Source organism: Rhabdothermincola sediminis, from assembly GCF_014805525.1.
Taxonomy (GTDB): domain Bacteria; phylum Actinomycetota; class Acidimicrobiia; order Acidimicrobiales; family Acidimicrobilacustridaceae; genus Rhabdothermincola; species Rhabdothermincola sediminis.
Window position 1 is genome coordinate 20,639 of sequence record NZ_JACFSZ010000019.1, and the last position, 15,944, is coordinate 36,582.

The following is a 15,944-nucleotide window of genomic DNA, read 5'->3' on the forward strand; positions in this document are numbered from 1 at the left end:
GTCAACCAGGATCACGCCGAGCGGCTGGCCAGGAAGGTCGCCACCTGCTCGACGTAGGCGCCGAGACCATCGAGCACCTCCGGCACCGCTCGGGCCACGAGCTCGAGCGAGATGTCCACGTACCGGTGCACGAGGACGTTCCGCAGCCCAGCCGCCGGCGCGAGCTGCTCAGCCAGCTCGACCGGGAGCACGCCGGCGGTTCCCATGGCGAGGAACGACTCGCGCCCCGTCGCCGGTGCCCGCCCCGAGAGCGCGACGGCGACATGGGCGTTGATGTCGATCGCCAGGTCCACCGCCACCTGCAGGAGGCGCTCCGCCGCCGCACGCTCGAGCGGCGCCGTCTCCAGTCGTGCCGCGGTCACGCCCCGCAGGGCGGTGAGCTCATCGAGGGTGTCGCGCAGGAGGCGGAGGCGGCGAGCGATCACATCGGTGTCGAGCCGGGGCACGTTCACCGCATCGCCTCCACGTCGAGCCGCCGGAGCCACTCGGTGTCCCGGCGCTCGGCCAGCGCGGCCATCTGCTCGGTGGCGAACACCCCCGGCGCGTGCTGGAACAGTGGTGTGCCGGTGAGCGCCTCGCTCCGCAACACCGGGTCCGCGCCGTCGAGGATCGCGAGGTCGATGCGGTCGTAGCCGGAGAGCGCGACCAGCCCGTCGATCAACTCCAACACCCGAGGGCTCCCGAGGAAGCCCGCGGCGATGTCGAGGTCGTTCGCCTCGCCTCCGCCCGACGCGGCACTGCCGAACGCGGCGAGCACCCTCACCCCGAGCCGCTCGCAGAGCTCGTCGAGGCGGCCATCACCGGCGGCAGCCAGCAACCGATCGAGCGCGGCCCGGGCATCTGGCACAGCCACCTCCCGGAGCGTAGCGGCACGCCGGTCAGGCGTCGCGGAAGCCGATGAGGCGATGGCTGTTGTCGCAATACGGCATGTTCTCGCTGGCCCCGCATCGGCACAGCGCGACCCGGTACTCCTCGGCGAGGGTCTCCCCATCGGCGCGCTGCAACCGGGCTCGGCCACGCACGAACAGCGGACCGTTCGGTCTCACCTCGGCCGTCGCCGGTTCGTCCGGCTGCTCGTCGGCGATCGCCAAGCCTTCGTAGCGAGCGCGCCGGTGGGACAAGCCCGGATGGTCGCGGCGATCTCCTCCGCCTCGGCCCCCGACAGGTCGATCCAGGGACGGGCACCGACGTCGAACACCTCCGGCAACCGCCGCAAGCAGATGGCGGTGTGGATGCAACGGGTGGCGTCCCAGAGCACCCGGATGTGGGCGTTCTCGCAGGCGCGGGTCACGTCGCGGGTCCGCGGCTCGCCGGCCTGACGAGGATCATCTGCCGTCATCGAGGGCCTCCGGTCTCCTCCTCGTCGATCGCCGCCAGGACCCGTTCGGCCACCGAGGCGATCGTGTCGAGCTCCCGCCTGGTGAGCCGATCCACGAACAATCGCCGCACCGCAGCGACGTGCCCTGGTGCGGCGGCTTCGATCTCTCGCCGCCCTCGCGGGGTGACCACGACCCACCAGCCTCGGCGATCGGCCTCACATCGCCGCTTGGTCACCGATCCGCGACGTTGCATGCGAGCCACATGATGGGAGAGCCGGCTCTGCTCCCAGCCGAGCACCCGAGCGAGGTCCACCAGCCGCATGCGCCCCTCGGGCTCATCGGTGAGTGCCACGAGCACCACGTAGTCCTGGTAGGACATGCCCGCTTCCTCGGCGAGCTGGTGGGCGAGCGCGGCGGTCAAGCGCATCTGCATGAGCTGCAACGACCGCCAGGCGCGCGCTTCGTGTTCATCCAGCCATCGCACCTCGCCCACGGAGTCACCCTAGTGCCGGGAATAGATGACATCTCAACCAGATTGAATGACATGTCAATATCTCACTCGCACGAGGAGGAACACGACCGATGCAGACACCGACGATCCCCTCCGAGTTGACCGGCACCTACCGCTTGGATCCCGCCCACAGCAGGGTCGGGTTCGTGGCCCGCCACGCGATGATCACCAAGGTCCGCGGCTCGTTCGACCGGGTCGAGGGCACCGGTTACTTCGATGCCAGCTCCCCCACGAGCTCCCATCTCGAGGTGCGGATCGACGCCGGCAGCGTCAACACCCGCAACGACGACCGCGACGCCCACCTGCGCAGCCCGGACTTCCTCGACGTCGATCACTACCCGGAGATCCGCTTCGTGTCGACCTCGGTCGAGCAGGTCGAACCTGACCGGTACCGCGTCAGCGGTGACCTGACGATCCGGGACGTCACCCGGCCCATCACCATCGAGCTCGCCTACACCGGCACTGCGGTCGACCCGTGGGGCAACCAGCGGATCGGCTTCGAGGGTCACGGCGTGCTCAACCGCAAGGATTGGGGCCTGACCTGGAACACCGTCCTGGAAGCGGGTGGGGTGCTCGTGAGTGAGAAGGTCGACCTCGAGGTCGAGGTCTCCGCGATCCGCCTCCCGGACGAGAGCTGACCGGCACCACGAGGAGACCGGCGGTCTGCGCCGGCGGGCCGCTCGCCGCCACCGCCGTGGCGTACCACGGTCCGCTGGCGCCGATCCGACCTCCCACCTCGGCCCGCCGGTACCGATCAGACCTCGAGCTCCCCTGCGAGGTACCGGCGGGCGACATCCACCGCCGCGGCGACGATGACCGGCCCGAGGTCCTTCGCGAACTGGGTGTGGCTCCTCGTGTCGAGCCAGGCCGCGTAAGTGGCCATCCGCAAGGCGAACAGCAACGGCAAGCGGGCGAGGTCGTCCTCGTCGAGCGGGCGGACCTCGCGGTAGCCGTCCACCAGCGCGTCCCGCAGCGACGGGTAGTCCTCTCGGGTGGCGATCGACACCAGCGCCGGGGTCAGATCCCACGCGAACCAGCTCTCGCCGCAGTCGTCGAAGTCGAGCAGCGTGAGCCGATCACCGTCGACCAGCAGGTTCTCGGCCAGGAAGTCGTTGTGGATCAGCCCGTAGCGCTCCGGGTCGCGAGGGAGCCGCGCCAGCTCGGCCGTCGCCCGGGCACGCAGTTCCTCCATCACCGCCCGGTCATCGGCCGCCATCCCCTCCAACGCCCAGAACCGTCCCCACACCGCTCGCTCGCCGAGCAGACCATCGACGTCCCAGGTGATGGTGCTGAAGCCCGCCGGGCGCCGCCAGGTGCGGACCTGCTCGTGCAGCCCGGCCGCCAGCGCACCGATGCGGTGGTACCAGTGAGCCAGCTCGTCCCCACTCGCAGCCTGCAGGCGCGAGGAGAGCTGCTCGCCGCCGACCCATTCCAGCACCGAGACCTGCCGGGCCTCGGGCACGGGAGGCCGAGTGGCGACCGTGAACACGTCACCTGCCCGGGTGTCCACCACGTCCGCGGTCTCCACCACCCCCTGCGTCCTCAGGGCGCGCATCCACGCCACCTGGGAGCGGAGCTGGTCGTCGGTGTGGTACCCGGCGCGGTGCACCCGGCCCACGAACCGGCCCCGGTCGGTGCACACCTCGAACACCGCGTTCTCCCGCTCCGCGAGCAGCTCGACCGATTCCAGGGCACCGAGATCCCACGCCTCCAGGGCGTCGATCAGCAGTGCCCGTAGTGCGTCGACCTGCTGCTCGGACGGCAGGTCGTAGAAGCCGCTCACGCCGGCGTCCTTCCGGCCGCGACCTCGTCGCTGGCCGCAGCCAGGGCCCGCTCGAACCGCTCGAGGGACTCGGCGACGAACGCCTCGTCGACGAGCAGGCCGGGCTTCCACTGCAACGCCGAGAGGTCGAACCCGCAGAACATCGCCCACACCCCGGCCTCGAACAGGTGGCGGGCCATCGTGATCCCGCCCCAGGGATGGTCGAAGCGCAGCGCCATCACCACCCCTCGGCGCCGGACCTCGGCCAGGAACGGGTACCCGCGCTGCAGGTCGGCGAAGCCTCGGCCGTAGGCCTCGCTCACCGCGGTGACGTTGGCGAGGGTCGCCGGGTCCGCCGAGAGCTCCAGGGCCCGGCGGGCCACCACCGCCCCCAGCTCGGAGCCACCGAAGGTCGACACGTAGGCCCACCCGTCCTCGTGCATCCAGCCTGCGGCGCGCTCCTGGAGCAGCACCGCCGCCACCGGGTACAGCCCCCCGGAGAGACCCTTCCCGGTGACCAGGATGTCGGGGACGACCCCGAAGCCCTCGATGGCCCACAGCCCTCCGGTTCGCCCGAGCCCGGTCTGCACCTCGTCGGCGACGAGCATCGTGCCGTGCCGGTCGCACAGCTCTCGCAGGCCTGTGAGATAGCCGTCGCTCGGCATCAGGAACCCCGCGGTGGCAGGCAGCACCTCGCACAGGAACGCCGCGACGTCGTTCCCCGCCAGCGCCGCCTCGGCCGCATCGAGGTCGTCGAACGGCACCACCGCGAAGTCACTGCTCTCACTGTGGAACAGCCGCGCTGCCCGGTCGTCGCCCGCCGCACCCGACAGCCCGCTGCGGCCGTGGAACGCGCCGTCGTATGCGACGACTCGGCGCCGACCCGTGGCGTGGCGGGCGGAGCGGATGGCGACATCGATCGCCTCGCTGCCGCTGGGGCACAGCACGACCTTGCGCAGCGCACCCGCCGGTGACGCGTCCGCCAGCGCCTCGGCCAGCAGGCTGCGCGGTTCGGAGGGAAAGTGGTGGTTGCCGATGTCGTAGCGCTCCAGCCCCTCGATCAACGCCGCCACGAGCGCCGGATGGCGGTGTCCCAGGTTGAACGTGCCCCCGTTGAGGTGCAGATCCAGCAGCTCCCGACCGTCGAGGTCCCAGAGCCGGTAGCCCTCCCGACGGTCGATGACGAACGACACGCCCATCCGGTCGAAGGACTCGACCCGGTGCGGCATGAGGTAGCGATGCGATCGCCGCAACGTCGCCGCCTTGATCGCACCGGTGCCCGGAGGCGGTTCGTAACCCATCGCGCTCCTCGGTGCTCAGCGCCGGCCTACCGGGGGCGAGTGTACGACCGCCCCGCGCCGCGATCGAACGCGGCCCACCCCGCAGGGGGCCGCGCTCGATCGCGCTACCGGCTGGGCGCCGGCGTGCGGAGATCGATCTCGGTGGGGCGCGTGCGATCCCGCATCTCGTGGCCGTGGGCGGTGAGGGCCCAGATCACGATCACCCCCAGGGCCATCACCGTGATCGACCAGATCGGATACGCAGGCAGGAAGAGGAAGTTGGCGACGATGCTCGATGCCGCGAGGACCACACCGACGATGCGGGCGAGGAGGTTCCCGGTCAGCACGCCGAGGCCGGCGAGGAACATGACCGCGCCGATCACCAGGTGGACCCAGCCCCACGCCGTCATGTCGATGTAGAGGCTGCCCCGGTTGGTCCACACGATCCAGTCGTCGTTCACGATGGCGATGAACCCGGAGAGGCCCTGGAGCGTGCCGGCGATCATCATGATGGTGGCGGCGAAGACGTTCCACCCCATCCAGCCGGTGAACTCATCGTACTCCTCGACCACCCGGGGAGCCGCCTCGGGCCTCACCGTGGCCGCCGCCTGCTCTGCTCTGACTTCAGCCATCTCCGGCTCCTTTCGTCCGACGGGAGAGCCACGTTGCTCCCTACCCCGCGGGCGCGCATCCCGAGACCGCGCGTGAGCGTCGCGGCACCGTTGCGGACGCGCTGGGCGGAAGGGCTTCGACGGAGCGTGATCCTGATGGGTGACAGTCAGGGACCCCTCCCGACCGAGCAGCCCCGGTAGCTCAGCAGCGGCGCCGCTGATGCTCGTGGGTGCGCCGTTCCGCGCCGGTCGGTGGCACGCCGCTGCCGTCGAGCTCGCGGCACGCCTCCTCCAGGTGGGCCATCAGGATGTCCACCTTGTCGCGGCTCATGTCGTTGCGGACCACCACTCGCAACACCGTCACGTGATGCGCGTTCGGGGGCAGCGCGTACGCGGGGACGATCCAGCCGTGCTGGCGGAGACGATCCGAGAGGTGGAACTCGTCGAACTCGTGACCCGGCGCCAACCGGAAGGTGACCACCGGCTCGGCCACCCCGGGGTTGAGGACCTGGAAACGACCGGTGGCCGCGAGCCGCTCGTTCAGGTACCGGGCGTTGGCCAGCATGGTCTCGACGATCGCGGTGTACCCGCGCCGACCGAGTCGCACGAAGTTGTAGTACTGCGCCTGGATCATGGCGCTGCTGCGCGAGAAGTTGAAGGTGAAGGTCGGTTGCTCGCTGCCGAGGTAGTTCACGTTGAACACCAGATCGGACGGCAGGCGTGAACGGTCGCGGAACACCAACCAGCCCACCCCGGGGTAGACCAGCCCGTACTTGTGACCCGAGGCGTTGATGGAGGCCACCTGCTCGAGACGGAAGTCCCACCGCTCGTCGGGGCGGCTGAACGGCGCGATGAAGCCCCCACTGGCCGCGTCGACGTGGATGGGGATGTCCCAGCCGCGCGTTGCCTTCAGGTCGAGGAGCAGGTCGTTCATCTCGCTGATCGGGTCGTTCTCGCCGATGAAGGTCGTGCCCAGCACCGCGCCGACCGCGATGGTGTTCTCGTCCACCAGCTCGGCGACATCGTCGGGGTGGAGCACGAAGTGGTCGGCACGGAGAGGGATCTTCCGCATCTCCACGTCGAAGTAGCGGGCGAACTTGTCCCAGACGATGTGTGTCTCGGCTCCGTACACCACGTTCGGCCGGTCGGCGGGCCTACCCTCGGCCTGCCGGCGGTTCCGCCAGTGGAACTTCGCCGCCAGCAGACCGAGCATGATCGCCTCGGAGCTGCCGATGGTCGCCACCCCGACCGCGTCGTCCAGTGACGGCGCGTGCCAGAGATCGGCGAGCATCCGAGCACAGATCGTCTCGATCCGCTCCGCGATCGGGTACTCCTCGTGGTCGATGTGGTTGGTGCTCATCGCCTCGTGGATGAGCTGCTCGGCTTCTGGCTCCATCCACGTGGTGACGAACGATGCGAGGTTCATCGACGGCTGCCCATCGACCCGCAGCCCGAGGTGGATCAGCTCGTACGCATCTCGGGCATCCATGCCCTCGTCGGGGAAACGATCGCGGGGTAGCGGTTGCGCGAAGTAGCGCGTGCCGGGGACACCGTCCGTACCGCCTTCGGGTACAACCATCGTCATTCCTCGCGTCCGTCGGGGTCACGCCGCTCGACCCATCGGGATCTCCCGCTCGGGCGCCGGTAGCGTACCTCCCGCAACCATGCGGACCGCTCGTCACTCGACCCTGGTACCTCCTCGATGGGAAGCGCATCGCTCGACGAACGACGTGAGATGGGGCGCGCCGCCCGGGCGGTCGCGCCGCGTTCTTCGCACGCCGAGTGGGTCACCCGGGACGGTCGGACCGACCCGATCGCCGTCATCGACGGGCAGAACCACTCCCGGCTCGCGTTCCTGGTGCCGGTACGCCACCAGCGCATGGGGGCCAACCCCTTCGCCTTCTACCGGGGCGCGGCGGCGATCATGGCCGGCGATCTGGCCTCGACCCCGGCGAGCGGTCTCACCGTGCAGCTCGGCGGCGACGCGCACCTGTCCAACTTCGGTGCGTATGCCTCACCCGAACGCCACCTCGTCGTCGATGCGAACGACTTCGACGAGACGCTCCGTGGCCCGTGGGAGTGGGATCTGAAACGTCTGGCGACCAGCTTCACCATCGCCGGGCAGTACCTCGGCTTACCGGCCGAGGTCACCAGGCGAGCCACCGCCCGGGTGACCCGGTCCTACCGCCAGGCGATGGCCGAGTACGCGGAGATGGGGTTCCTCGACCTGTGGTACCAGACGCTGCGGGTGGAGGACCTGACCACCACCGCTGGTGTGACCGCGGAAGAGCTCGCCATGCGGATCGAGCGCTTCCAGCGGCGGGCGATGCACCGGACGAGCCTGCAGGCGGTCGGCAAGCTCACCGAGATCGTCGACGGCCAGCCTCGCATCGCTCACCGGCCACCGGTGCTGTTCTCGTTGCGTGACGCGCCGCTGGGCTACGACCAGGACGTCCTGCGTGAGGTCACCCTGTCCGCGTTCGCCGACTACCTCGACACCCTCGACGATGCTCGCCATCACCTCGTCGCCCGCTACGAGGTGATGGACATCGGGGTGAAGGTGGTCGGGGTGGGCAGCGTGGGCACCCGCTGCCTGATCCTCCTGCTGCGCGGCCGCGACGAGCACGATCCGCTCCTGCTACAAGCCAAGGAGGCTGGTCCGTCGGTGCTCGAGGCCCACCTGGACCCGAGCCCCTACCCCAACCACGGTCAACGGGTCGTGGAGGGGCAGCGGCTGGTACAAGCGCAGTCCGACCCCTTCCTGGGCTGGACCTCCGAGCACATCGGGGGCCACCACTACTACGTGCGCCAGCTCAGGGACTGGAAGGGAACGGTCGACATCGAGGGCACGACGCCCGACCAGCTGAGCTTCTACGCGCACCTGTGCGGGCGCATCCTCGCCCGGGGGCATGCCCGCTCCGGTGATCCGGTGGCGATCAGCTCGTATCTCGGGAGAGGCGCCACGTTCGACCAGGCGATCACCGCCTTCGCCGAGGCCTACGCCGCGCAGAACCTCGAGGATTACGAGCGGTTCCGCGAGGCCATCGCCTCGGGCCGCCTGCCGGTGACCGTCGAGACGACGGATCTCGGTGGATCGCGATGACCGATTGCCCCGGACATCAGCAGCCACTTCCACCTGCGAGTTCTGGCCGATCGCTACGAGGGGGGCGGCGGCGACGACAGCTCCCCCGGGGAGGTCCAGGAGTGGAGCACCTGGCGGTAGTTCGCCCGCTCGAACGCCGACGGATCGGCGCTGGCGGCGTAGCTCATGCTTCCCCGCAACTGCCCGACGCTCGCGTACCCGTGGTCGTCGAGCCAGCGGCGCAGCTCACCGATCACGGTCGACACATGACCCGGTCCGTGTCGCAACACCGCCGAGGTCATCATTGCGACGTCCGCCCCGGCGGCGACGGCCTTGGCCACGTCCTGCCCCGAGCAGATCCCGCTGCTCGCGGCGAGCGAGGTGTCCGGCAGGAGCGGTCGGAGAATCGCGATCCATCGCAACGGCAGGCGCAGCTCCCAGCGGGACGAGAGCTCCACCCGGGGCACCACGTCCAGCGCCTCGAGATCGATGTCGGGCTGGTAGAAGCGGTTGAACAGCACCAGCCCGTCCGCCCCGGCTCCCACCACCTGGCGAGCCATGTGAGCCATGGACGAGAAGTACGGGCTGAGCTTCACCGCCAGCGGCACCTCCACGGCGCGGCGGACGTCGGCCACCACCCCGAGCAGCTCGGCCTCGACCTCAACCCCGGAGCGTTCGGGATCAGCGGCCACCGTGTAGAGGTTGAGCTCGATGGCGTCGGCCCCCGCGCTCGCCAGCCGGCCGGCGTGGCGGACCCACCCGCCCCTGGTGTCCGCATTGAGGCTGGCGACGATCGGGACCGTGACCGCGCCCTTCAGCTCGGCGAGGCAGGCCACGTACCGGTCGGCCGCGTTGACCAGCTCCGGGACGGAGGGGAAGTAGGTGGCGGCCTCGGAGAAGTGCTCGGCGCCGGCCTCCAGCGCCCGGGTGAGCTCGAGCTCTTCCTGGAGGATCTCCTCCTCGAACAGCGACGGCATCACCACCGCCGACGCACCGGCGTCGACGAGTGCTCGCACCGTCTCCACGTCACCGGTGAGCGGGCTTGCCGAGGCGACGACCGGCGACGACAGCTCCAGCCCCAGATAGCGGGTCGCCAGATCCGCGCTCACTGCTCCATCTCCTCGTCACGCTCCTCGTCATGCTCCACGTCATGCTTCTCATGACCGCTGGGGTGTGGCACGGTGCGCTCCAGACCCGCGAGCTGGCCGTAGTACCGCCATCGCTCATCCACGTCCGCCTGCAGCAGCTCTGCCAGCTCGCGAGCGCGCCGGGGGTCGGTGCGGCGCAGGACGGCGAAGCGCGCCTCGGTCTCCACGAAGTCGGCCACCGGCATCGACGGGGCCTTGGAGTCGAGGCTGAAGGGGTGACCATGCTCGGCCTCCGAGGGGCGGAACCGGTACAGCGGCCAGTACCCGGAACGCACCGCGTCCTTCTGATGGGTCATCGACTTCGACATGTCGATGCCGTGCGCGATGCACGTGGAGTAGGCGATCACCAAGGACGGCCCCGGCCAGGCGTCGGCTTCCAGCAACGCCTTGGTGGCCTGCAGGTCGTTGGCTCCCATCGCGATCTGGGCGACGTAGACGTTCCCGTACTCGCGCCCCACCGCACCAAGGTCCTTCTTGCCCACGCCCTTGCCGGCAGAGGCGAACTTGGCCACCGCTGAGCGGGGCGTCGCCTTGGAAGCCTGGCCACCGGTGTTCGAGTACACCTCGGTGTCGAGGACGAGGATGTTCACGTCCCGCCCGGTCGACAGCACGTGGTCCAGACCGCCGAAGCCGATGTCGTAGGCCCAACCGTCGCCGCCCACGATCCACACTCCCTGCCGTGTGAGCACATCCGCTAGCGACAGCAGTTGCGCCGCCGCGGCCCGCTCACCCGAGCCCGAGGCGACGATCGCCTCTAGCATCGCTCGAAGTCGCGCCACCCGCTCCCGCTGGGCGACCAGCTCGACCTCGGTCGCTTGCGACCCGTCGAGGATCGCATCGACCAGCTCGGGACCGAGCTGGGGCGCCAGGCGGCGGAGCAGCAGCCGGGCCTGGCGCTGCTGGGCCTCGAGCCCGAGCCGCATGCCGAGCCCGAACTCGGCGTTGTCCTCGAACAGCGAGTTGCTCCACGCCGGGCCGCGCCCCTCCTGGTTCATCGCCCATGGCGTCGTGGGCAGGTTCCCGCCGTAGATCGACGAGCAACCCGTGGCGTTGGCGATCAGGACCCGGTCCCCGAAGAGCTGGCTCACGAGCTTCAGATACGGCGTCTCACCGCAGCCCGCGCAGGCACCTGAGAACTCGAACAGGGGCTCGAGCACCTGCGAGCCCTTCACCGAGTCGTGGGCGAGCAGGCTGCGGTCGACCGGTGGGATCGACGAGAAGTACTCCCAGCGCACCCGCTCGACGTCGCGGTGTGCGGCAACCGGCTCCATGTTGATGGCCTTGTGCCGGACTTCGGTCTTCGACTTGGCGGGGCACACGTCGACGCACACCCCACAGCCGGTGCAGTCGTCGGGAGCCACCTGAATGGTGAGACGGAAGCCCTCGAGCTCCTTGGACCGGAACGGCTTGGACAGGAACTGCGGAGGCGCCCCGTCGAGCGCGTCCGGCTCGAAGATCTTCATGCGGATGGTCGCGTGGGGGCAGACGATGGCGCACTTGCCGCAGTCGATGCACACCTCGGGGTCCCAGATCGGGATCTCCTTGGCGATCGCCCGCTTCTCGTACCTGGTGGTACCGGAGGGGAACCGGCCGTCGGCGGGTAGCGCCGAGACCGGCAGCAGGTCACCGTCGCCGGCCAGCAACACGGAGGTCACCCGCTTGACGAAGTCCGGGGCGTCATCGGGGATCCGTCGGAGGTCAGGGTAGACGCTGGTGGCGAGCTGGGGCAGCTCGACCCGCTGCAGCCCGGCCAGTGAGCGGTCGATGGCAGCGAAGTTCCGCTCGACCAGGGCGCGACCCCGCCGGGCGTACGTCTGCGCGATCGACGCCTTGATGCGGGCCATCGCCTCGTCAGGTGGGAGCACCCCGGCGAGCTGGAAGAAGCAGGGCTGCATGACCGTGTTGATGCGGTTGCCCATCCCGGCTTCGGCCGCGATCCGGTCTGCGTCGACGATCCAGAAGCTGATCTGCTTGTCGATGAGCTGCTCTTGCACGCCCCGTGGGAGCCGATCCCACACCTCCTCGGCGGGGAAGGGACTGTTGAGCAGGAACGTGGCGCCGGGCTTGGCGAGCTCGAGCACCTTCATCCGCTCGAGCAGGCCGAACTGGTGGCACGCCACGAAGTCGGCCTGGTCGATCAGGTAGGTGGAGCGGATCGGCTCAGGACCGAAGCGCAAGTGCGACACCGTCACCGAGCCTGACTTCTTCGAGTCGTAGACGAAGTAGCCCTGCGCGAACAGGTCCGTGGATCCACCGATGATCTTGACGGAGGACTTGTTCGCCCCCACGGTTCCGTCGGAACCGAGCCCGAAGAAGACCGCCTGCACCTCCCCGGCAGGGCGAGCCACCGCGAAAGTCTCGTCTGGCCGAACGCTCAGCCCGGTCACGTCGTCGTAGATGCCCACGGTGAGCTCGCGGCGAGGTCGAGGCAGGGCGAGCTCGTCGAAGACCCCCTTCACCATCGTCGGCGTGAGCTCCTTGGACGAGAGCCCGTAACGGCCACCGACGACGTCCGGCGCCACCGCGAACGGCGGTAGCTCGCCTCCCATGGCCTCGTCGAGCGCCACCCGGACGTCGAGGTACAGCGGCTCGCCGACCGACCCGGGCTCCTTGGTGCGATCGAGCACCCCGATCACCCGGCACGTCGGTGGAAGGGCCCGCACCAGTGCCTCGGCGGGGAAGGGTCGGTAGAGGCGCACGGTCACCATCCCCACCCGCTCGCCGGCGGCCGCCATCTCGTCCACGGTCTCGGCCACCGCGCCCGCCGCGGAACCCATCACGACGATCACCCGCTCCGCGTCGTGTGCCCCCCGGTACTCGGCCAGCGAGTAGTGCCGGCCGGTGCGGGTGGCGAGCTGGTCGAACACCTCCTGCACGATGCCGGGCACCGCTTCGTAGAAGGGGTTGGCGGCCTCACGGGCCTGGAAGAAGACGTCAGGGTTCTGCGCGGTGCCACGCACGTCGGGCCGCTCCGGTGACATCCCCCGCAGCCGGAACGCGACGATGTCCTCCTCCCGGACCAGTGCCCGCAGGTCGTCCTCGCCGAGCGGCTCGATGGTCGCCATCTCGTGGCTGGTGCGGAAGCCGTCGAAGAAGTGCAGGAAGGGCACTCGCGAGCGCAGCGTGGCGGCGTGGGCCGCCAGCGCGAAGTCGTGCGCTTCCTGCACCGATGACGCGCACAGCATCGCCCATCCCGTGGTGCGGGCGTGCATCACGTCGGAGTGGTCCCCGAAGATCGACAAGGCATGCGTGGCGATGGTCCGGGCCGCGACATGGATGACCGCCGGGGTGAGCTCACCGGCGATCTTGAACATGTTGGGGATCATGAGCAGCAAGCCCTGCGAGGCGGTGAAGGTGGTGGCGAGCGCGCCCTTGGCCAGCGCGCCGTGCAGGGTCCCTGCCGCGCCACCCTCCGACTGCATCTCCACGACGTCGGGAACCGCACCCCACAGGTTCGGTCGTCCTGCAGCCGCCCAGTCGTCCGCATGCTCGCCCATCGGAGAGGCGGGCGTGATCGGGTAGATGGCGATGACCTCGCTCAAGGCATACGCGACCGTCGCCGCGGCCTCGTTGCCGTCCACACAGATCCTCCGCGATGCCATGGCCCAACATTGACGGGTTGCACCACATCGCGCTAGGGGCGCTCGTCCTCTCGTGATCCCCACACCAACCAGTCTGCAGGCGCCAGCCGCAATAGGGTGAGGCGGCTCGATCACTCCCGTGGAGTCGAACCGCGAGCCCGCAGGACGTCGATGACCATCTCCACCTTCGAGGATGCGCGAGCGGCCGTGGCCGCAGGACTCCCCGTGGAGGCCGCGGCGCGAGAGCTGGTCGGGGCCATGAGCGCCGAGGAGCGCCTGTGGTGCCTGGACGGCGATGCGCCGACCTGGGCCGGGATCGCGTTCCTCGGTCGGGGCGGCTACCACCAAGCGCCGTTCGCGGCTGCGAGGGTCGACCGGGTGGGTCTCCCCGGCCTGGCCTTCGCCGACGGGCCGCGAGGGTGCGTGGTGGGCAACGCCACCTGCTTCCCGGTGCCGATGGCCCGCGGCGCCACCTGGGACCCGGACCTCGAGGAACGCGTGGGCGACGCGATCGGCCGGGAGCTCCGGGCAGCCGGGGCGAACCTCACGGGCGCGGTGTGCGTGAACCTCCTGCGCCACCCGGCGTGGGGCCGAGCCCAGGAGACCTACGGCGAGGACCCCCACCACGTCGGTGAGATGGGCGCGGCGCTGACCCGCGGCCTGCAGCGGCACGTGATGGCCTGCGTGAAGCACTTCGCGTGCAACTCGATGGAGAACGCCCGCTTCTCGGTCGACATCGAGGTGGACGAGGTGGCGTTGCACGAGGTCTTCCTGGCAGCGTTCCGCCGGATCGTCCACGAGGGTGTGGCCGCGGTCATGTCCGCGTACAACTCGGTGAACGGCGCCTGGTGCGGGCAGAACCGCGCGCTGCTCACCGGCGTACTCCGCCAGGAGTGGGGCTTCGACGGGTTCGTGATCAGCGACTGGATCCTCGGACTGCGCGAGGCGGCCGCGTCCCTCGATGCGGGCCTCGACATCGAGATGCCGTATCGCATGGTGCGCGCCCAGCACCTGCCGGCGGCCCTCGAGCGGGGTGAGGTGTCTTGGTCCGCGGTCGATGACTCGGTGGCCCACGTCATCGCCACGCTGCTGCGCTTCGACGAAGTGCTCTCGAGACCCGCTCCGGGACCCGAGGTCCTCGGAGCACCGGAGCATCGCTCGCTGGCCCGTGAGGTCGCGGCCCGATCGGTGGTGCTGCTGCGGAACGAGCCGGTCGAGGGACAGCCCGTGCTCCCCCTCGCCTCCGAGGGTCTCCGGCTGGCGGTGCTCGGCCGGCTCGCTGGCACCGTGAACCTCGGCGACGGAGGGTCCAGCGACGTGTGGGACCTGGACTGCCACACGGTGCTCGACGGCCTGCGGGCCGCGATGGTCGGCGGTGAGGTCCTCCACGATGACGGCAGCGACCCGGCCCGGGCGGCGACGTTGGCCGCCGGCGCCGATGCGGCACTGGTGGTGGTCGGCTACACCTACCTCGACGAGGGCGAGTACATCGGCCAGACCGATCCCTCCCTCAGCGCGCTGTTCCCGCCGGGCGACGATCCTGAGCTGGTCGAGCGCTACCACGCCTCCCTCGAGGCACGGCGCCCGACGATCGAGCCGGAGCGGCTCGGCGACCGCCCCGGAGGCTTCGCCACCGGCGGTGACCGCTCCTCGCTGCGCCTGCATCCCTCGGACGTGGCGCTCATCCGCGCCGCCGCCCAGGCCAACCCGCGAACGGTGGTGGCCATCCAGGCGGGCAGCGCCGTGATCGCCAGCGAGTGGATCGATGAGGTCCCGGCGGTGCTGCAGGCCTGGTACGGCGGCTGCCGGGCTGGCCCGGGACTGGCCGACGTGCTGCTCGGCACCGTGAACCCCTCGGCCCGGCTGCCGTTCAGCGTGCCGGTGGACGAGGCCGACCTGCCGCCCTTCGAGCGCGACGCCACCCGCTTCCGCTACGACCGGTGGCACGGGTGGTGGCACCTGGATCGGCAGGGCACCCGCCCTGCGTTCCCGTTCGGGTTCGGTCTGTCCTACACCACCTTCGCCCTGACCGACGTGGAGGTCGTCATGGAGCCTGGCGTCCTCGTGGTGAGCGGACAGGTCCGCAACACCGGCGGGCGCGACGGCGCGGAGGTCGTGCAGGTGTACGCGACGCTTCCCGATCCCGACGCGCCCGCCCGGCTGGCCGGGTTCACCCGCGTCGAGGTGCCCGCTGGCAGCGCGGCGCATTTCGAGGTGCGGGTGCCGACCAACCGCCTCGCCATCCGTGACCCGGTCCGCCACGGGTGGCGACCAGCGGCAGGGCGCCACCACCTCGCCGTGGGTCGCCATGCCCGCGATCCCGGCGCGTGGCACGTCGAGGTCGACCTGTAGCCGATCGACCTCGATGGGCCGGTGCCCACCGCCGGATGGGTCGGCTCAGCTCGTGAGGCGAGCGGCCAGCAGTGCTTTGGCCTGCTCGGCGCCCTTGCGGCTCTCGTGCTGGGCCTTCCGGAACAGCTCCGCGAGCTCCTGGTCACCTTCGCGCTCCGCGTCGGCGATGTAGACCTCGAGCCGGAGGACGTTGCGAAGGCAGGTCTCAGCGAACCAGATGAGGTCGTAGTCCTTGTCCTTGGTGCCGGTGATCTCCCCGAGCTCGGGATGTGTCATGACCATGGGATGCTCCTTCCTC

15 protein-coding genes are annotated in these 15,944 nt (G+C 70.1%); 3 read left to right on the forward strand and 12 right to left on the reverse strand.

From position 1 onward, the window contains the following. Nucleotides 1–11 precede the first annotated feature (11 nt). From hepT to HZF19_RS16610, 5 genes are read right to left on the reverse strand one after another with little or no spacing between them, the layout of a single operon-like run. The gene (hepT, locus tag HZF19_RS14050; RefSeq protein WP_208029424.1) at nucleotides 12–452 is read right to left on the reverse strand and encodes a type VII toxin-antitoxin system HepT family RNase toxin; all 441 of its coding nucleotides are present in this window, start codon (nucleotides 450–452) and stop codon (nucleotides 12–14) included. After that, nucleotides 449–853, reverse strand: coding sequence for a hypothetical protein (locus HZF19_RS14055; RefSeq protein WP_208029425.1), 405 nt, complete (start codon nucleotides 851–853; stop codon nucleotides 449–451). Before HZF19_RS14055 ends, hepT begins: the two co-directional genes overlap by 4 nt. A 25-nt stretch (nucleotides 854–878) precedes the next feature. Beyond that, on the reverse strand, nucleotides 879–1,121 hold the full coding sequence (locus tag HZF19_RS14060; protein ID WP_235980141.1) for a CDGSH iron-sulfur domain-containing protein: 243 nt from the start codon (nucleotides 1,119–1,121) through the stop codon (nucleotides 879–881). Further along, a complete protein-coding gene (locus HZF19_RS17510) occupies nucleotides 1,043–1,339 on the reverse strand; it encodes a (4Fe-4S)-binding protein (protein ID WP_208029427.1) in 297 nt (98 codons plus the stop codon). Before HZF19_RS17510 ends, HZF19_RS14060 begins: the two co-directional genes overlap by 79 nt. Further along, nucleotides 1,336–1,812, reverse strand: coding sequence for a MarR family winged helix-turn-helix transcriptional regulator (locus HZF19_RS16610; RefSeq protein ID WP_208029428.1), 477 nt, complete (start codon nucleotides 1,810–1,812; stop codon nucleotides 1,336–1,338). The genes HZF19_RS17510 and HZF19_RS16610 overlap by 4 nt, the downstream gene beginning before the upstream one ends. A gap of 89 nt (nucleotides 1,813–1,901) precedes the next feature. Here HZF19_RS16610 and HZF19_RS14075 point away from each other — a divergent pair, with 89 nt between their 5' ends. Then, nucleotides 1,902–2,468 (forward strand): YceI family protein, encoded by a 567-nt coding sequence (locus HZF19_RS14075; protein ID WP_208029429.1) that lies wholly within the window; start codon nucleotides 1,902–1,904, stop codon nucleotides 2,466–2,468. A gap of 116 nt (nucleotides 2,469–2,584) precedes the next feature. Here the strand turns inward: HZF19_RS14075 and HZF19_RS14080 are convergent, their stop codons facing one another. The 4 genes from HZF19_RS14080 to gad all read right to left on the reverse strand — a co-directional run bounded on the left by HZF19_RS14080 (nucleotide 2,585) and on the right by gad (nucleotide 7,068). Beyond that, nucleotides 2,585–3,613 (reverse strand): phosphotransferase enzyme family protein, encoded by a 1,029-nt coding sequence (locus HZF19_RS14080; protein WP_208029430.1) that lies wholly within the window; start codon nucleotides 3,611–3,613, stop codon nucleotides 2,585–2,587. Further along, nucleotides 3,610–4,893 (reverse strand): class-III pyridoxal-phosphate-dependent aminotransferase, encoded by a 1,284-nt coding sequence (locus HZF19_RS14085; RefSeq protein ID WP_208029431.1) that lies wholly within the window; start codon nucleotides 4,891–4,893, stop codon nucleotides 3,610–3,612. Before HZF19_RS14085 ends, HZF19_RS14080 begins: the two co-directional genes overlap by 4 nt. 104 nt (nucleotides 4,894–4,997) lie before the next feature. Next, nucleotides 4,998–5,504 carry a DUF7144 family membrane protein gene (locus HZF19_RS14090; RefSeq protein WP_208029432.1) on the reverse strand — a complete coding sequence of 169 codons (507 nt, stop codon included), beginning with the start codon at nucleotides 5,502–5,504 and terminating at the stop codon, nucleotides 4,998–5,000. 181 nt (nucleotides 5,505–5,685) lie between these two features. Continuing rightward, nucleotides 5,686–7,068, reverse strand: coding sequence for a glutamate decarboxylase (gene gad, locus HZF19_RS14095; RefSeq protein ID WP_208029433.1), 1,383 nt, complete (start codon nucleotides 7,066–7,068; stop codon nucleotides 5,686–5,688). Nucleotides 7,069–7,185: 117 nt separating this feature from the next. Here gad and HZF19_RS14100 point away from each other — a divergent pair, with 117 nt between their 5' ends. Continuing rightward, nucleotides 7,186–8,586 (forward strand): DUF2252 domain-containing protein, encoded by a 1,401-nt coding sequence (locus HZF19_RS14100; protein WP_208029434.1) that lies wholly within the window; start codon nucleotides 7,186–7,188, stop codon nucleotides 8,584–8,586. Between the two features lie 53 nt (nucleotides 8,587–8,639). On the opposite strand, the gene HZF19_RS14105 is transcribed toward HZF19_RS14100, so the two are convergent. After that, on the reverse strand, nucleotides 8,640–9,674 hold the full coding sequence (locus HZF19_RS14105) for a dihydroorotate dehydrogenase-like protein (protein WP_208029435.1): 1,035 nt from the start codon (nucleotides 9,672–9,674) through the stop codon (nucleotides 8,640–8,642). Further along, nucleotides 9,671–13,315, reverse strand: a complete 3,645-nt coding sequence (nifJ, locus tag HZF19_RS14110) for a pyruvate:ferredoxin (flavodoxin) oxidoreductase (protein WP_208029436.1) — start codon at nucleotides 13,313–13,315, stop codon at nucleotides 9,671–9,673. Before nifJ ends, HZF19_RS14105 begins: the two co-directional genes overlap by 4 nt. 150 nt (nucleotides 13,316–13,465) lie before the next feature. Between nifJ and HZF19_RS14115 the strand changes: the two genes are divergently transcribed. Further along, on the forward strand, nucleotides 13,466–15,646 hold the full coding sequence (locus HZF19_RS14115) for a beta-glucosidase family protein (RefSeq protein ID WP_208029437.1): 2,181 nt from the start codon (nucleotides 13,466–13,468) through the stop codon (nucleotides 15,644–15,646). 45 nt (nucleotides 15,647–15,691) lie between these two features. On the opposite strand, the gene HZF19_RS14120 is transcribed toward HZF19_RS14115, so the two are convergent. Next, entirely contained in the window at nucleotides 15,692–15,922 is a 231-nt protein-coding gene (locus tag HZF19_RS14120; RefSeq protein ID WP_372443469.1) for a hypothetical protein, read from the reverse strand. Nucleotides 15,923–15,944 lie beyond the last annotated feature (22 nt).